Origin of the sequence: Rhizobium terricola (assembly GCF_012927355.1) — a bacterium.
Lineage (GTDB): Bacteria > Pseudomonadota > Alphaproteobacteria > Rhizobiales > Rhizobiaceae > Allorhizobium > Allorhizobium terricola.
In genome coordinates this window covers 504,908-518,812 of record NZ_JABBGK010000003.1, presented here as the reverse complement: position 1 = coordinate 518,812, position 13,905 = coordinate 504,908, and the positions used below count along the sequence as shown (strand labels likewise).

The following is a 13,905-nucleotide window of genomic DNA, read 5'->3' as shown; positions in this document are numbered from 1 at the left end:
CCTTGCCGGCATCGCATCGAATTCGTCCCGAACTGGCAGAAAGCACATCCATGAAAACTCCCGGCAAGAAGGTCCGCCTGGGCCAACCCGTCAAACAGGTGACCGTGGATGCCAGCCTGCTCCCCAAGACGATCAACCGGAAACCCGCCACCGACACGGGCGCGACCGCCAAGGTCAACATCGTTGCGCCGGTGCATCCGGCCGTTTCCGCCACGCGCCAGAAGATCAAGCAGCAGGCTCTGAAGACCACGATTTCCCGGGTCGGAGCGGCGATCGAAGCCGGCAGCCTGCCGGCTGCGGAGGCCAAGCGCCTGCTGATCGCCCGCACGGCAAAGAGCCTCGGTTCGGTCGAGGCCGCCGAAAAATGGTATCGCGGCCACCATCTGGCCGAGCTCGGCGGCCGCACGCCGGCACAGATGGTCCGCGCCGGCGAGTTGAAGACCCTGCTCGAACATCTGAGCAAGGAAGCCGCCGACAAGGCCTGACATCCTTCCCCTGTCATGGCAGGCCGATGATGCACCCTCGGCCGATCGCAGTCAGGCGGCCCTCATGCGCCCCTCTATGAAACGGAACTCCTGCGTCTTGCCGCCGAAGCCATAGGCGGCGGCGGGAACCTCGTGCACGAGCACGTAGCTTTCCGGATGAACATTGCCGAGCAGTGCCCCGAAGGCCGCATAGATCGCCGCGAGATAATCGGCGAGCTCGCTCTTGGTGTTCGTTCCGTCCACGACCTTGATGTCGAGCCAGAAGCTCTGTGCCCCCTGGTCGGCGAGCGCGCGTCCGCCGGCGAACCAGTGGGCCGGATCGACATGGGTGACGGCAACGGCCGTCACCGTCGGATCCTTACGCAGATGCGTGCGGGTCAGCTCGGTGACAGTCTCGGCGATGCGGGCGGAGCGCTCCGCGTCGGGTGGCGTGGTGATGGCGACGGATATGATCGGCATGATGGACCTTTCTCGATGGATGACCGGACATTTCGGCCGGCCAGTCCGTTTTCGCAGAAACAACACATCAGAAAAATCGAATTGTAATTCAAAATTATTTCGACAAAATCGAAATATGGAAACGCTCGATCCGGAACTGCTCCGCACCTTCCTCGCCTTCGCCGAGACCGGCTCGCTGACCCGCGCCGCCGACATCGTCGGCCGCTCGCCCTCTGCCGTCACGGCACAGATGCAACGCCTGGAAGGCACCGTCGGGGACGCGCTGCTCGAACAGGTGGGCCGTGGCCGGAGCCTGACGCCGGCCGGCGAGGCGCTGGTGGGCCATGCGCGCCGCATCCTCGCGGCCCATCGCGAGGCGCTCTTGAGCCTCAAGGGCACGCGCGCCGAGGGACGCATTGCCCTCGGCTGCACCCAGGATTTTGCCGAAAGCGGGCTGCCGTCCATCCTAAATCTGTTTGCCGAGAGCCATCCGCGCCTGCGCCTCGATTTGCGGATTGGTCGATCCGCGGAACTGACGGGGGCCTTCGACCGCGCCGAACTCGACATCGCCCTCACCATGCGCAGCGGCCCGTCGACCGACGAACGGCTGGTGCTGCGCGAGCCGATGCTGTGGCTGGGACTGCCGCGCTGCCTCCACGGGATCGACGGAGAAGTACCGCTTGCCCTGCTGGACGCGCCCTGCGGTTTCCGCCATGCCGCGATCGCCGCCCTCGATGCCGCCGGCCGCCGCTACCGGATCGCCGCGACCAGCGCCAGCCTGTCGGGCCTCGCGGCCGCGGTGAAGGCCGGGATCGCCGTCACCGCCCGCACCGGACGCATGGCCGGCGACGGGATTCGGCCGCTCGACGGGGATCTCGGTCTTCCGAAACTGCCGGAGGCGGAATTCGCCCTCCGCCTGCGCCCCGACGCCGGCGCGCCTGCAACCGACCTGGCCGATCTGCTGGCAGAGATGTTGCCGCTGGCAGGCAATCGAGGCTGAAATGATCTTTCAAACTGGGCTCGACGGGATCTCAGGCCCGATGCGCGGACCTGCCGAGCTCACGACGCGAGAACCACAGGCCTGGCAGCATCGGCAGCCAGAAGGACAGGCCGCGGAAAACGACGACGGCCGTCAACGAGGGAGCGACAGGGATGCCGAGGATGGACATGACCGCCACCGCCGACGCCTCATAGGTGCCGAGACCGAGGGGGGCGGGACCGATGGTCGCCCCGATCGAGCCCGCGACCATACCGGCAAAGGCGACGAACGGATCGACGTCGACGCCGATCGAACGGAAGGCGAGCCAGAGGGTGGCGGCATCGAGCAGGATGACGGCCAGCTGGAAGCCGAAGGCACCGAGAAAGAGCGGCAGGCTCATCAGCTCGAACAGCGGCGCCTCGGCCATTTCCATCAGGACGATCCGCACGGTCGGGCGGCGCCTGAGCCAGCCCGGGATGAAGCGCGCGCTCACCGACTTGATGGCGATGACGGCAAGCGGGATGAAGAGCGCGACGACGGCGAAGACGGCAAAGGCGGAGGCAAGCGCCGCGCCCATGCGATGGCTCGTCCAGATGATCGCAAAGCTCGCGATCGCCGCGGTGAGATAGGCCGCATAGTAGGAGAACAGCCCGACCAGCATGGCGAAGAACGCGATCCTGAGCGGTACGCCGCGATTGCGCAGGCTCGCCGCGACCAGAAGCGTGCCGCTCGCCCCGCCGGTCGGCAGAGCCTGGTCGACGAACAGCTTTCCGAGCCCGAGCGAGGCGAAACCGGCCAGCCGCATCCGGTAGCCCGCATGCTTGAGCGACAGCCACCAGACGCCCCCGGCACAGAGATAGGTAAGCGCCTGGGCGACGAGACCGAGCAGGAGCCAGCGCGGATCGGCCGCCGAAGCGAGCGCGACGAAATGCTGGAGTTCCGTGAACCGGGAAACCGCAAGGAGAAGGACCGCGACGAGAAGCAGGCCCGGGATCCAGCTCCACAGCGCAGCGCGCCTGACACCCGCGCCCTGGCGCGCGATCTCGTCGAAAAGTGCAGAGCCGGCAGCGTCCTCATCGGAAGGCGGCACGACAGACCCTCCGTCGACCGGGGAAGACAGCGAGTCACACGTGGTCTTGCGGGGAGTTTCGGACATCGGTCTGGGGGCACTCGTCATTTCCGGACGCGCCGGCAAAGCTCACCGCCGCGGCAGGAGCTTCCCCCGGACCACCGGGAAAATCAAGAAGTCGCGACCATTTGCTGCACGGGGTGGAGACCGTGAAGACATCATCTCGGCATGTTGGAATCGGATGTCGATGGTGCCCCATGCCGGAATCGAACCAGCACTCCTTTCGGAACTCGATTTTGAGTCGAGCGCGTCTACCAGTTCCGCCAATGGGGCACGGAAGCGACTTGCGTCGGTAGGACTGCGCCGGACTATACGAAGCGGGCCGAGGCGGTCAACCGCCTTTTTCACGCCGGCGACCGTTCACGCAAATGTTTGCCCGGCGGATAAAGGGTCGCGGCGCCGGGAGTTTACAGCGGCCGTCCGCTTGCTTTAAACCGCTCGGGCCGAAGATCAGGGAATGAAGCATGCTGCGTCGCCTCTATGACTGGACCATGTCGCTTGCCGCGCGCAAGTCGGCGGAGAAATGGCTGGCGGTCATCGCCTTCATCGAAAGCTCGGTCTTCCTCGTGCCCGCCGACGTGCTCTACCTGCCGATGGCGCTCGCCAGACCGCAGAAGGCCTATCGCTATGCGCTGATTGCCACCGTCGCCTCCGTGCTCGGCGGCATCGCCGGCTGGTTCCTCGGCTATTACGCATTCGAGACAGTGGCCAAGCCGATCCTCGAATTCTACGGCAAGTTCGACGCCTTCGAGCGCCTGCGCACCTCGGTCGACTACCAGATGGTGCTGTTGCTGCTGGTGACTTCGGGGCTCGCGCATCTTCCGCCGATCAAAGTGGTGACCATCCTTTCGGGCGTTGCCCACATCAACATCTGGCTGTTCATCGTGTCGGCCATCGTCGCCCGCGGCGCCCGCTTCCTGCTGCTTGCCTGGCTGCTGAAGCGCTACGGCGAGCCGATCCGCGATTTCATCGAAAGGCGTCTCGGCCAGATCGCCGGCGTCGGTGCCGCCGTGCTGATCGTGCTATACGTCGCCTACCGCTATTTTCTTCACTGAGATCGGACACCGTCCATGAACCAGCCCGCATCCCTCCTTACCTCCGACACCGCGATCGCGGCGGTTCTGACGTTCGGCATGGCCGTCGTCGTCGGCTCGGCCCTCGGCTTCGAGCACATCGGCGGCTACATTCCCTGCGCGCTCTGCCTGCTGCAGCGTAACCCCTATTACATCGGCGTCGGCGTCGGTCTCCTCGCCATCCTGTCCTCGGCCTTCAGGCTGCCACCGGCCGTCACCCGCGGCCTGTTCGCCGTGATCGCCGTGCTGATGATCGTCAGCATCGGGCTCGGCACCTATCATGCCGGCGTCGAATGGAAGTTCTGGGAAGGCCCGACGACCTGCGCGGTCGGCGCGACTGGCGGGGCCGCACCGGGCAATGTGCTGGAAGCCCTGAACGAGACACGCGGCCCCTCCTGCACCGAAGCGGCGCTGCGCGTGCTCGGCCTGTCCTTTGCCGGCTGGAACGTGCTGACGAGTCTCGCCCTTGCGGCGATCGCGGTCTGGGCCACCTTCCGCCGACGCATCGCCTGAGCGCTCAGGGCTGCAGTTCGGAATCCCAGTAGAGATAGTCGACCCAGCTGTCGTGCAGATAGTTGGGCGGGAAAAGACGGCCGTTGTTGTGCAGGTCCTGTACGGTCGGTCGGTAAGGCTTCTGGTGCGGGAACATCTGCGCCTGCCGCGGCAGCTTGCTGCCCTTCCTCAGATTGCAGGGCGAACAGGCCGCGACGACATTTTCCCAGGTGGTCTCGCCGCCATGGGCGCGCGGGATCACGTGATCGAAGGTCAGGTCGTGATCCGAGCCGCAATACTGGCACTCGAACTTGTCGCGCAGGAACACGTTGAAGCGGGTGAAGGCCGGATTGCGGGTCGGCTGGACATAGGTCTTGAGGCTGACGACGCTCGGCAGCCGCATCGAGAAACTCGGCGAGCAGACGGAATGATCGTATTCGGCGATGATGTTGACACGGTCGAGGAAGACCGCCTTGATCGCGTCCTGCCAGGACCACAGCGACAAGGGATAATAACTCAGCGGCCTGTAGTCGGCATTCAGGACGAGCGCCGGCAAGGCCTGGGGCGAGACTGCAATCGTCAAGGCATTCTCCTGAGCGATTCGGCACCTACGCCTACATATTAGGTCCGTTGTTACAGCATTGTGAAGCCCAATTCCGAAGCCCGCGCTATTCGGCCGCCGGCGCCGCCTCGCGACCAGTCCGCGACGCGTAATGCGCCCAGAAGAGACGGGCCGCGACCGAGCGCCAGGGCGTCCACGCCTCGGCGATCGTCGCGACCTCACGGATTTCGGGCCGCACGGCATGACCGAGCGCATCGCCGACCGCGGCCCGAAGCGCCACGTCGCCGGCCGGAAAGACATCGGGATGCCCGCCGCAGAACATCAGGTAGACTTCCGCGGTCCAGAGCCCGATGCCCTTCAGGGCGGTCAGTTGCCCCACGGCAGCATCCGCATCGAGCTTTGCCACCGCTTCGAGATCGAGATCGCCCGAGACGACCGCGCGCGCGGCGTTGAGCAAAGTTTCCGCCTTGGCCCGCGACAGGCCGAGGCCGGCGGCCGCTTCCGGGTCGATCGACAGGTAGGTCTCGGCGGAGGGCAGGCCGCCCGCCGCCTGCAGGATGCGGCGCCAGATCGCCTCGGCACTCGCGCGGCTGACCATCTGCGAGACGATGATGTGGGCGAGACCGGCAAAACCCGGCTCGGCAAGGCGCAGTGGCAGGGGGGAAAGCCGCACGGCGAGCGGCTCGAGCCGCGGGTCGAGCGCGACAAGCGCGGCAAGGCCGGCCTCGACATCGGCAGCGGTGCGGATCGTCATGTCGTCCCGTAATCCCTCTTTTCGCCACCCGGCATTTCGTGCCAGATGGACCGATGATCCCGCCTGCCATTCAAAGACCGGCCCTGCGCTTCGCGCCAAGCCCCAACGGCCTCCTGCATCTCGGCCACGCCCTCTCGGCGCTGCTCAATGCCGACATGGCCGGCGCGCTCGGCGGGCGCTTCCTGCTGCGCATGGAAGACATAGACGTGATCCGCTGTACACCCGAATTCGAACAGGCGATCTATGACGACCTTGCCTGGCTCGGGCTCGACTGGGAGCGCCCGGTCCGCCGCCAGTCGGAGCATCTCGACGCCTATCGGGCGGCCCTCGACGACCTGATCGCCCGGGGGCTTGCCTATCCGGCCTTCATGACCCGCGGTGAGGTGAAAGCCCATGTGGCGACCATGGAGGCAGCCGGGGGGAAGCAAGGCGCGCCCTGGCCGCGCGATCCGGACGGCGCCCTCCGCTACCCCCCCGTCGACCGGGAGCGCAGCGGGGACGAGCGACGGAGAATGATCGATGAGGGCACGCGCCATGCCTGGCGGCTCGACATGCTTCGCGCCCTCAAGGAATGTGGCGGAACGCTCTCCTGGACGGAAACGGGCGACGGCGAAACGGGAATAATCGCCGCCGATCCGGCGGCCTGGGGCGACGTGGTCCTGTGGCGGTCCGACGCGCCGTCGAGCTATCACCTCTCCGTCACCGTCGACGATGCGGCGCAGGGCATCACCCATGTGGTGCGCGGCCTCGACCTCTTCCACGCGACGTCGGTGCATCGGGTGCTGCAGACGCTGCTCGGTCTTCCGGCACCCGTCTATTACCACCACCGGCTGATCCTCGGGCCTGACGGACGGAAGCTATCGAAGAGCGAGGGCGATACGGGCCTTTCGGCGCTCAGGGCGGAAGGGGCGACCTCAGCCGATATTCGCCGGCTCGTCGGCCTTTGACGGCTTGGCCTCTTCGACCAGGCCCTTCTGGCCGAGCACCTCGAACTTCAGGAGCGCCGCATTGAATTCGGCGCCGATGATGAAGATCGCGCCCACCATGTAGAGGAAGACCAGCACGACCATGATCGACGCCAGACCGGCATAGGTGGCGGCATAGTTGGCGAAGCTCGCCAGGTAATAGGCGAAGATCAGGGCGCCGATCAGCCAGAGAACGAGAGTCAGCAGAACCCCGGGAAGGACATCTCGAATGCGGCGGTGACCATCGGGAAGGCTGAGATGCGACAGCACCAGGCCGAAGGCGAGCAGCCCGAGCGTGCCGTAGATGCGCCAGTCCGAAAGGGTCGCGAGCACACCTTCGAGCCAGGGGAACCATTTCTCCGCGAAGCCGAGCGCAACCGGCACCGCGACGAGCAGCGCGCTGATCGCGGCGAGCACCGCCACGCCGCCGAGCATGAAGCCGAGGCTGAGGAGACGCGTCAGATACCACCGGCGCGTCTCGACGACGCGATAGGCCCGGTTCAGGGAGACCCGCAGCGCCTCGACCCCGTTGGAGGCGAAATAGGCGGCCGCAAGCACCGAGATCGTCAGAAGGCCGCCGCGTGGAATGGTGAGCACCTGCACCACCTGTTCGGAAAGCGGCTTGGCGATCGCTTCCGGCCATGTGTCGAAGATGATGTGTACGGCGGTCTCGGCAAAGCTGTCGGCACCGAGAAAACTGGCAAGCGCAGTTCCGAAGATCAGGAAGGGAAAGACGGCGAGCAGCACCGACAATGCGACGTGACTCGCCATGGCCCAGCCGTCATCCTCGCTGAAATGATTGAGCGCGTCGAAGCTGACCTTGTAGAGCATGCGCAGGAATGCCGGCATCCGATCTCCTTGAATTCGGCCGGCCACCGATCGACGGCCGATTGTCACCCGCGAACGAATATGGGAAACGGAAGCGGTTTGTACAGGACACATTCGATGACCGATCGCCGCAACATCATCGTGACCGGATGCTCGTCGGGCATCGGCGCCCATTGCGCCAGGGCGCTCAAGGCCGATGGCTGGCGGGTCTTCGCCACGGTGCGCAACGAGGAAGACAGGGCCTCGCTCGAAGCGGACGGCATCGAGACCCTGCTGATGGACTATACCGACACCGACAGCATCGCCGCGCTCGTCGACACCGTATCCGAGCGCACCGGCGGCCGCATCGATGCCCTCTTCAACAACGGCGCTTATGGCCAGCCCGGCGCGATCGAGGACCTTTCGACCGATGTCCTGCGCCGGCAGTTCGAGACGAACGTCTTCGGCTGGCATGAACTGACCCGGCGCATCATACCGCTGATGCGCGCCCGCGGCGAAGGCCGCATCGTCCAGTGCTCGTCGATCCTCGGCATCCTGCCCTACCGCTACCGCGGAGCCTACACGGCTTCGAAATATGCTCTCGAGGGGCTCAGCGTGACGCTCCGCATGGAGCTCGAGGGCACCGGTATCCATGTCAGCCTGATCGAACCAGGCCCGATCGAAAGCCGCTTCACCGCCAACGCGCTGAAGATGATCGAGGCCAATGTCGACCTGGAAAATTCGGCCCATGCGGAGGAGTACAGGCGCCAGCTTGCCCGCCTCAACGGAACCGGCCCGATCAATCGCCACAAGCTCGGTCCGGAGGCGGTCTACAAAGTGCTGAAACATGCCTTGACCGCGGCGCGACCCCGCCCACATTATCTCGTGACCACACCGGCCCGGCAGGGCGCGTTGCTGAAACGGCTATTGCCGGCCGACCTGTTCTACAGGCTGATGCGATCGCTGGACTGAGCCTGAAAAGAAAGCAACAGAGAAAACATGTCCGGCTTCACCACCGTCCTCGCCCTGATCGTCATGGGCCTCGTCGTCCTCGTCCTCATCCGGGGCCTGTTCAACATGCTGAAGGGCGGCAGCGGCAACACGTCGAACAAGCTGATGCAGGCGCGCCTCGTCCTGCAGGCGATCGCCATCGCGCTGATCATGCTGACACTGTGGCTGACCGGCGGCGGCCGCTGAGGGGGAACCGGCAATGGTCCGACTGAACAAGATCTACACCCGCACCGGCGACGACGGCACGACCGCCCTTGTCTCGGGTCCGCGCCGCCTCAAGCACGACCTGCGCGTCGACGCCTATGGATCGATCGACGAGGTGAACTCGACGATCGGCGTCGCCCGCCTGCACACCGGCGAGATGGCGGAGCTTGATGCCATGCTGATGCGCATCCAGAACGATCTTTTCGATCTCGGCGCGGACCTTGCAGCGCCCGAGACCGGCGAAGTGTTGTCCTATGAACCGCTGCGGGTGATCGAGGCGCAGGTGATCCGCATCGAAAGCGAGATCGACCGGCTGAACGCCGATCTCGACCCGCTGAAATCCTTCATCCTCCCGGGCGGCTCGCTGGCAGCCGCACACCTGCACCTCGCACGCACCGTCGCAAGGCGCGCGGAACGCATCATGGTGGAACTGTCGCGCTTCGACGGCGAGACGGTGGCCGAACCGGCGCTGAAATACATCAACCGCCTGTCGGATTTCCTCTTCGTGGCCGCCCGTTTCGCCAATGACGGCGGCAAGGCCGACATCCTCTGGGTTCCCGGCAAGAACCGCTGAACCGCCAACGGGCCGAAGGGGCGCGCGAATGTTCATTCCGCTGCACGATCGCAACGCCCTCAAGCACATCCGGCGCCAATACGTCACCGGCGGCCTGATCCTCGTCAACGCGCTGGTCTTCGCCTTCACCGTCCTGCTGACCCCTGAAGCGGTCGCGGAGGCCAGTGTCTACGGGTTCGGCTTCATCCCGGCGGTGGTCTTCGACAGCGCCGTGCTCGATCCGGCGCTCGCCATCGTGCCGCCGGATGCGACACTCGTCACCTATTCCTTCCTCCATGCCGACCTGATGCATCTCGGCTCGAACATGCTGTTCCTCTGGGTGTTCGGCGACAATGTCGAAGACGCGCTCGGACATGTCCGGTATCTGCTCTTCTATCTTCTCTGCGCCGCCGCCGGTGCGCTGTTTCACGGACTGGTCGCACCCCTCTCGCAGGCCCCGCTGATCGGCGCCTCGGGTGCCGTGTCCGGCGTCGTCGCCGCCTACCTCATGCTGCATCCGAAGGTGCGGATCTGGGTGCTCGTGCTCCTCCGCTTTCCACTGCCACTTCCGGCCTTCCTGCCGCTCGCCTTCTGGATCGGCCAGCAATTCGTCATGCTGGCGACCGATGGCGAAGGCACGGTCTCCTGGGGCGCCCATGTCGGGGGCATTCTCGCCGGGGCGCTTCTGGTCGTCGTTATGCGGCGGCGCGGCGTGCCGCTGTTCGACCGGACGATCGTCACCCCGAAGGCGGTCGTGCACCGGACCACCACGCCGCCGTCGACCCCCGTCCCGCAAGCCGGCGGACCGCGACGGACGCTGCAATGGGGCCGATGAGCGGCCAGAGCCAATATTTTACGTGGACGTAAACGTCAGTTAATCGTTTTAAGGATAGTCATCGGCACCCGAGGACGTTGTAATTGGGAAAAAAATGCGTATCCATGTCGCCCACTGACTATCGGATAGCCGCCTGAAAGCGCATTTTCAGGCAGGGCAATGAAGGAAGGAACTCATGAAAGTACTCGTTACCGTCAAGCGGGTTGTTGACTACAACGTCAAGATCCGTGTGAAGCCTGATGGTTCCGGCGTTGAGCTGGCGAACGTCAAGATGTCGATGAACCCGTTCGACGAAATCTCGGTCGAAGAGGCGCTTCGCCTGAAGGAAGCCGGCAAGGCGGACGAAGTCGTGGTTGTTTCGATCGGCCCGGCCAAGGCAGAGGAAACGCTGCGCACGGCGCTTGCAATGGGTGCGGATCGTGCGATCCTGGTCGAGACCGAAGATCAGGTCGAGCCGCTCGCGGTCGCCAAGATCCTGAAGGGCGTGGTCGAGGCGGAAGCCCCGGGCCTCGTCATCACCGGCAAGCAGGCGATCGACGACGACGCCAACCAGACCGGCCAGATGCTTTCGGCCCTGCTCGGCTGGAGCCAGGCGACCTTTGCCTCGAAACTCGATCTCCGCGCCGACAAGGCGACGGTGACGCGCGAAGTCGACGGCGGCCTGCAGACCATCGAAGTCAAGCTCCCGGCGATCGTCACCACCGACCTTCGCCTCAACGAGCCGCGCTATGCCTCGCTGCCGAACATCATGAAGGCAAAGAAGAAGCCGCTCGACAAGAAGAGCCCGGCCGATTTCGGCGTCGACACCGCTGCTCGCCTGAAGGTGCTGAAGACCGAGGAGCCGTCGGGTCGCAAGGCTGGCGTCAAGGTCAAGTCGGTCGCCGAACTGGTCGAGAAGCTGAAGACCGAAGCCGGCGTGCTTTGATCCGGAAGATTTGAGGAGATATTGAACATGGCCATTCTTCTTCTGGCAGAACACGACAACGCAACCGTCTCCGACCAGACGGCCAAGGCGCTCACCGCCGCGACCAAGATCGGCGGCGACGTCCATGTGCTGGTCGCCGGTGCCGGCGCCAAGGCTGCCGCCGACGCGGCGGCAAAGCTCGCTGGCGTTTCCAAGGTGCTTCTCGCGGACGACGCGTCTCTCGCCAACAACCTGGCGGAGCCGCTCGCAGCCCTGATCGTTTCGCTGGCCGGCGCCTATGACACGATCATCGCCCCGGCCACCTCGGTCGGCAAGAACGTGCTGCCGCGCGTTGCCGCCCTTCTCGACGTGATGCAGGTTTCGGAAATCATCGAGGTCGTCTCGGCCGACACCTTCAAGCGTCCGATCTATGCCGGCAACGCCATCCAGACCGTCCAGTCGACCGACGCCAAGAAGGTCATCACCGTGCGCACGGCGTCGTTCGCCGCGGCCTCCGAAGGTGGCTCGGCCGCTGTCGAGACCATCTCGGCGGCTGCCAATCCGGGTCTTTCGAGCCATGTCTCGGACGCCCTGTCGTCGTCGGACCGCCCGGAACTGACCTCCGCCAAGATCATCATCTCGGGCGGCCGCGCACTCGGCTCGTCGGAGAAGTTCCAGGAAGTGATCCTGCCCGTCGCCGACAAGCTCGGTGCCGCCGTCGGCGCGTCCCGCGCCGCCGTCGATGCCGGCTATGCGCCGAACGACTGGCAGGTCGGCCAGACCGGCAAGGTGGTCGCCCCGCAGCTCTACATCGCCTGCGGCATCTCGGGTGCCATCCAGCACCTCGCCGGCATGAAGGACTCGAAGGTCATCGTCGCGATCAACAAGGACGAGGAAGCCCCGATCTTCCAGGTCGCCGACTACGGCCTCGTCGCCGACCTCTTCGAGGCCCTGCCGGAACTCCAGAAGGCGCTTTGATCCGCGTTCCTTTCGCAACTGCGAAAGGGCTGGAAAAACGCCCCGCGGGGGTCTATCAATTTGCCGGGCCGGCTTTCGTTGGCCCGGCATTTTCATGAAATGCGATCAAAGCCTGGCGAGGAGAACGGGATGGCTACGACTATTGGCAATGTGGGGATCGTCGGCGCGGGCCAGATGGGCTGCGGGATCGCCCATGTTTCGGCGCTCGCGGGTTACAAGGTCACCATCTACGACCTGGCCAAGGATCGCATCGAGGCCGGCCTCGCCACCATCAACGGCAATCTCGCCCGCCAGGTGACCAACGGCAAACTCGCCGATGAGGACCGCAAGGCGGCCCTTGCCCGCATCTCCGGCACCACCGATATCAACGACATGGCGCCGATGGACCTCGTGATCGAGGCCGCCACCGAGGACGAGACGGTCAAGCGCAAGATCTTCGCCCAGCTCTGCCCGGTCCTGAAGCCGGAGGCGCTGCTCGCCACCAACACCTCCTCGCTGTCGATCACCCGCCTCGCCGCCTCGACCGACCGCCCGGAACGCTTCATGGGCATCCACTTCATGAACCCGGTTCCGGTGATGAAGCTCGTCGAGCTGGTGCGCGGCATCGCGACCGAAGAGGTGACTTTCGAAACCGCTAAGACCTTCGTCCGTTCGCTGGAAAAGACGATCACCGTCGCCGAGGATTTCCCGGCCTTCATCGTCAACCGCATCCTGCTGCCGATGATCAACGAGGCGATCTACACGCTCTATGAGGGCGTCGGCTCGGTCGAGGCGATCGACACCGCGATGAAGCTCGGCGCCAACCATCCGATGGGCCCGCTGCAGCTTGCCGACTTCATCGGCCTCGACACTTGCCTGTCGATCATGCAGGTGCTGCACGACGGCCTGGCCGACAGCAAGTACCGCCCCTGTCCGCTGCTGGTGAAGTATGTCGAGGCCGGCTGGCTCGGCCGCAAGTCCGGCCGCGGATTCTACGACTACCGCGGCGAAGTGCCGGTCCCGACGCGGTAAAGACGCTTCAGGCGGCGGGGATGTCCGTCAGGGCAAAATCCTCGCCCTTAAACATCAATGACAGGCCGTGAACCCTGGCACAGGCATAGGACATGCAGTCCGCGAGATTGAGCCGCGCGGGATGTCCTCTCCCCTTGCCATAGGTCGCAAAGGCCTGGACAGCGACGGTGGCGACCGGACCGTCGATCGGCAGAAGCTCGATCTCGGCCTCGCGCAAAAGGACCTGAATTCGGGATTCGACCAGGACGGGATCAAGGTCCAGCATGGTCGCGAGGCGCATCGACGCCTCCAGGACCACCAGACCGGACGTGAAGCGAGCGCCTGATCTCTCGATACGATCCGCATAGGCGGCGGCATCGTCCTCGCCCGCGAGAAGGGCGACGATGACCGACGTGTCGATGAAGATCACGGTTGACCCCACATGTCGTCGATCTCGTCTTTGCTCGGCGTCCGCCCGCCAGGTCCCGCCTGATCCTTCAACTCGCCAGCCAGTTGCGCGACCCTCTTGGCGAGGCTCACTTTGCCGCCCTCCCGCTTCAGTTCGCCCTCCAGCGCCTGAATGACCGCCGTGGTCAGGGTCACCTTGCGTTTTTCCGCAAGTTCCTGCGCGAGGGCGCGAGCACGGGCATCTCTGATCTGCAGCGTCATCGCGAACCCCTTCGTCTATCAAAAAAGACTATCATGACAGCCGCAAAAAGTCATCCATACAGCAGGTGGGCTCAGGC

At 65.0% G+C, this 13,905-nt stretch carries 19 protein-coding genes and 1 tRNA gene; 12 read left to right on the top strand and 8 right to left on the bottom strand.

What is annotated here, in order from left to right:
* Positions 1 to 50 precede the first annotated feature (50 nt).
* Entirely contained in the window at positions 51 to 485 is a 435-nt protein-coding gene (locus HHL25_RS17470) for a hypothetical protein (protein ID WP_169593937.1), read from the top strand.
* A 51-nt stretch (positions 486 to 536) separates the two neighbouring features.
* Here the strand turns inward: HHL25_RS17470 and HHL25_RS17465 are convergent, their stop codons facing one another.
* Positions 537 to 944: a tautomerase family protein gene (locus tag HHL25_RS17465; protein ID WP_169593935.1), complete on the bottom strand. Its 408-nt coding sequence runs from the start codon at positions 942 to 944 to the stop codon at positions 537 to 539.
* A 115-nt stretch (positions 945 to 1,059) separates the two neighbouring features.
* Between HHL25_RS17465 and HHL25_RS17460 the strand changes: the two genes are divergently transcribed.
* Positions 1,060 to 1,923 carry a LysR substrate-binding domain-containing protein gene (locus HHL25_RS17460; protein WP_169593934.1) on the top strand — a complete coding sequence of 288 codons (864 nt, stop codon included), beginning with the start codon at positions 1,060 to 1,062 and terminating at the stop codon, positions 1,921 to 1,923.
* A gap of 31 nt (positions 1,924 to 1,954) precedes the next feature.
* On the opposite strand, the gene HHL25_RS17455 is transcribed toward HHL25_RS17460, so the two are convergent.
* Both HHL25_RS17455 and HHL25_RS17450 read right to left on the bottom strand, forming a co-directional pair.
* Positions 1,955 to 2,992 (bottom strand): lysylphosphatidylglycerol synthase transmembrane domain-containing protein, encoded by a 1,038-nt coding sequence (locus HHL25_RS17455; protein ID WP_169593932.1) that lies wholly within the window; start codon positions 2,990 to 2,992, stop codon positions 1,955 to 1,957.
* Positions 2,993 to 3,219: 227 nt separating this feature from the next.
* Positions 3,220 to 3,304 (bottom strand) — tRNA-Leu (locus HHL25_RS17450).
* A 191-nt stretch (positions 3,305 to 3,495) separates the two neighbouring features.
* Here HHL25_RS17450 and HHL25_RS17445 point away from each other — a divergent pair.
* Positions 3,496 to 4,086 (top strand): YqaA family protein, encoded by a 591-nt coding sequence (locus HHL25_RS17445; protein WP_169593930.1) that lies wholly within the window; start codon positions 3,496 to 3,498, stop codon positions 4,084 to 4,086.
* A 15-nt stretch (positions 4,087 to 4,101) separates the two neighbouring features.
* A complete protein-coding gene (locus HHL25_RS17440; RefSeq protein WP_169593928.1) occupies positions 4,102 to 4,617 on the top strand; it encodes a disulfide bond formation protein B in 516 nt (171 codons plus the stop codon).
* A gap of 4 nt (positions 4,618 to 4,621) precedes the next feature.
* Here the strand turns inward: HHL25_RS17440 and HHL25_RS17435 are convergent, their stop codons facing one another.
* Positions 4,622 to 5,179, bottom strand: a complete 558-nt coding sequence (locus HHL25_RS17435; RefSeq protein WP_169593926.1) for an HNH endonuclease — start codon at positions 5,177 to 5,179, stop codon at positions 4,622 to 4,624.
* Positions 5,180 to 5,264: 85 nt separating this feature from the next.
* On the bottom strand, positions 5,265 to 5,912 hold the full coding sequence (locus HHL25_RS17430; RefSeq protein ID WP_169593924.1) for a DNA-3-methyladenine glycosylase family protein: 648 nt from the start codon (positions 5,910 to 5,912) through the stop codon (positions 5,265 to 5,267).
* A gap of 53 nt (positions 5,913 to 5,965) precedes the next feature.
* Between HHL25_RS17430 and gluQRS the strand changes: the two genes are divergently transcribed.
* Complete coding sequence (gluQRS, locus tag HHL25_RS17425; RefSeq protein ID WP_169593922.1) at positions 5,966 to 6,859, top strand: tRNA glutamyl-Q(34) synthetase GluQRS; 894 nt, start codon at positions 5,966 to 5,968, stop codon at positions 6,857 to 6,859.
* On the opposite strand, the gene HHL25_RS17420 is transcribed toward gluQRS, so the two are convergent.
* Complete coding sequence (locus HHL25_RS17420; protein WP_169593920.1) at positions 6,827 to 7,726, bottom strand: YihY/virulence factor BrkB family protein; 900 nt, start codon at positions 7,724 to 7,726, stop codon at positions 6,827 to 6,829. The two genes, gluQRS and HHL25_RS17420, sit on opposite strands and share 33 nt — an antisense overlap.
* A 96-nt stretch (positions 7,727 to 7,822) precedes the next feature.
* On the opposite strand from HHL25_RS17420, the gene HHL25_RS17415 reads away from it, so the two are divergent.
* From HHL25_RS17415 to HHL25_RS17385, 7 genes are all read left to right on the top strand, one after another.
* On the top strand, positions 7,823 to 8,656 hold the full coding sequence (locus HHL25_RS17415) for an SDR family oxidoreductase (RefSeq protein ID WP_169593919.1): 834 nt from the start codon (positions 7,823 to 7,825) through the stop codon (positions 8,654 to 8,656).
* 27 nt (positions 8,657 to 8,683) lie between these two features.
* On the top strand, positions 8,684 to 8,881 hold the full coding sequence (locus HHL25_RS17410) for a twin transmembrane helix small protein (RefSeq protein ID WP_169593917.1): 198 nt from the start codon (positions 8,684 to 8,686) through the stop codon (positions 8,879 to 8,881).
* Between the two features lie 13 nt (positions 8,882 to 8,894).
* Complete coding sequence (locus HHL25_RS17405) at positions 8,895 to 9,473, top strand: cob(I)yrinic acid a,c-diamide adenosyltransferase (RefSeq protein WP_169593915.1); 579 nt, start codon at positions 8,895 to 8,897, stop codon at positions 9,471 to 9,473.
* A 28-nt stretch (positions 9,474 to 9,501) separates the two neighbouring features.
* Positions 9,502 to 10,287 carry a rhomboid family intramembrane serine protease gene (locus HHL25_RS17400; RefSeq protein WP_169593913.1) on the top strand — a complete coding sequence of 262 codons (786 nt, stop codon included), beginning with the start codon at positions 9,502 to 9,504 and terminating at the stop codon, positions 10,285 to 10,287.
* A 175-nt stretch (positions 10,288 to 10,462) separates the two neighbouring features.
* The gene (locus tag HHL25_RS17395; RefSeq protein ID WP_169593911.1) at positions 10,463 to 11,212 is read left to right on the top strand and encodes an electron transfer flavoprotein subunit beta/FixA family protein; all 750 of its coding nucleotides are present in this window, start codon (positions 10,463 to 10,465) and stop codon (positions 11,210 to 11,212) included.
* A gap of 27 nt (positions 11,213 to 11,239) precedes the next feature.
* A complete protein-coding gene (locus tag HHL25_RS17390) occupies positions 11,240 to 12,169 on the top strand; it encodes an electron transfer flavoprotein subunit alpha/FixB family protein (protein ID WP_169593910.1) in 930 nt (309 codons plus the stop codon).
* Between the two features lie 129 nt (positions 12,170 to 12,298).
* Entirely contained in the window at positions 12,299 to 13,180 is an 882-nt protein-coding gene (locus tag HHL25_RS17385; RefSeq protein WP_169593907.1) for a 3-hydroxybutyryl-CoA dehydrogenase, read from the top strand.
* Between the two features lie 7 nt (positions 13,181 to 13,187).
* On the opposite strand, the gene HHL25_RS17380 is transcribed toward HHL25_RS17385, so the two are convergent.
* Together HHL25_RS17380 and HHL25_RS17375 are read right to left on the bottom strand one after the other, a co-directional pair.
* Entirely contained in the window at positions 13,188 to 13,589 is a 402-nt protein-coding gene (locus tag HHL25_RS17380) for a type II toxin-antitoxin system VapC family toxin (RefSeq protein WP_315853085.1), read from the bottom strand.
* Entirely contained in the window at positions 13,586 to 13,828 is a 243-nt protein-coding gene (locus tag HHL25_RS17375; RefSeq protein WP_169593905.1) for a type II toxin-antitoxin system VapB family antitoxin, read from the bottom strand. Before HHL25_RS17375 ends, HHL25_RS17380 begins: the two co-directional genes overlap by 4 nt.
* Positions 13,829 to 13,905 lie beyond the last annotated feature (77 nt).

What these genes read in the sequence shown, in the direction of transcription:
- HHL25_RS17470 (WP_169593937.1), top strand. Translation starts at nt 51, where the DNA reads ATGAAAACTCCCGGCAAGAAGGTCCGCCTGGGCCAACCCGTCAAACAG.
- HHL25_RS17465 (WP_169593935.1), bottom strand. Translation starts at nt 944, where the DNA reads ATGCCGATCATATCCGTCGCCATCACCACGCCACCCGACGCGGAGCGC.
- HHL25_RS17460 (WP_169593934.1), top strand. Translation starts at nt 1,060, where the DNA reads ATGGAAACGCTCGATCCGGAACTGCTCCGCACCTTCCTCGCCTTCGCC.
- HHL25_RS17445 (WP_169593930.1), top strand. Translation starts at nt 3,496, where the DNA reads ATGCTGCGTCGCCTCTATGACTGGACCATGTCGCTTGCCGCGCGCAAG.
- HHL25_RS17440 (WP_169593928.1), top strand. Translation starts at nt 4,102, where the DNA reads ATGAACCAGCCCGCATCCCTCCTTACCTCCGACACCGCGATCGCGGCG.
- HHL25_RS17430 (WP_169593924.1), bottom strand. Translation starts at nt 5,912, where the DNA reads ATGACGATCCGCACCGCTGCCGATGTCGAGGCCGGCCTTGCCGCGCTT.
- gluQRS (WP_169593922.1), top strand. Translation starts at nt 5,966, where the DNA reads ATGATCCCGCCTGCCATTCAAAGACCGGCCCTGCGCTTCGCGCCAAGC.
- HHL25_RS17420 (WP_169593920.1), bottom strand. Translation starts at nt 7,726, where the DNA reads ATGCCGGCATTCCTGCGCATGCTCTACAAGGTCAGCTTCGACGCGCTC.
- HHL25_RS17415 (WP_169593919.1), top strand. Translation starts at nt 7,823, where the DNA reads ATGACCGATCGCCGCAACATCATCGTGACCGGATGCTCGTCGGGCATC.
- HHL25_RS17410 (WP_169593917.1), top strand. Translation starts at nt 8,684, where the DNA reads ATGTCCGGCTTCACCACCGTCCTCGCCCTGATCGTCATGGGCCTCGTC.
- HHL25_RS17405 (WP_169593915.1), top strand. Translation starts at nt 8,895, where the DNA reads ATGGTCCGACTGAACAAGATCTACACCCGCACCGGCGACGACGGCACG.
- HHL25_RS17400 (WP_169593913.1), top strand. Translation starts at nt 9,502, where the DNA reads ATGTTCATTCCGCTGCACGATCGCAACGCCCTCAAGCACATCCGGCGC.
- HHL25_RS17395 (WP_169593911.1), top strand. Translation starts at nt 10,463, where the DNA reads ATGAAAGTACTCGTTACCGTCAAGCGGGTTGTTGACTACAACGTCAAG.
- HHL25_RS17390 (WP_169593910.1), top strand. Translation starts at nt 11,240, where the DNA reads ATGGCCATTCTTCTTCTGGCAGAACACGACAACGCAACCGTCTCCGAC.
- HHL25_RS17385 (WP_169593907.1), top strand. Translation starts at nt 12,299, where the DNA reads ATGGCTACGACTATTGGCAATGTGGGGATCGTCGGCGCGGGCCAGATG.
- HHL25_RS17375 (WP_169593905.1), bottom strand. Translation starts at nt 13,828, where the DNA reads ATGACGCTGCAGATCAGAGATGCCCGTGCTCGCGCCCTCGCGCAGGAA.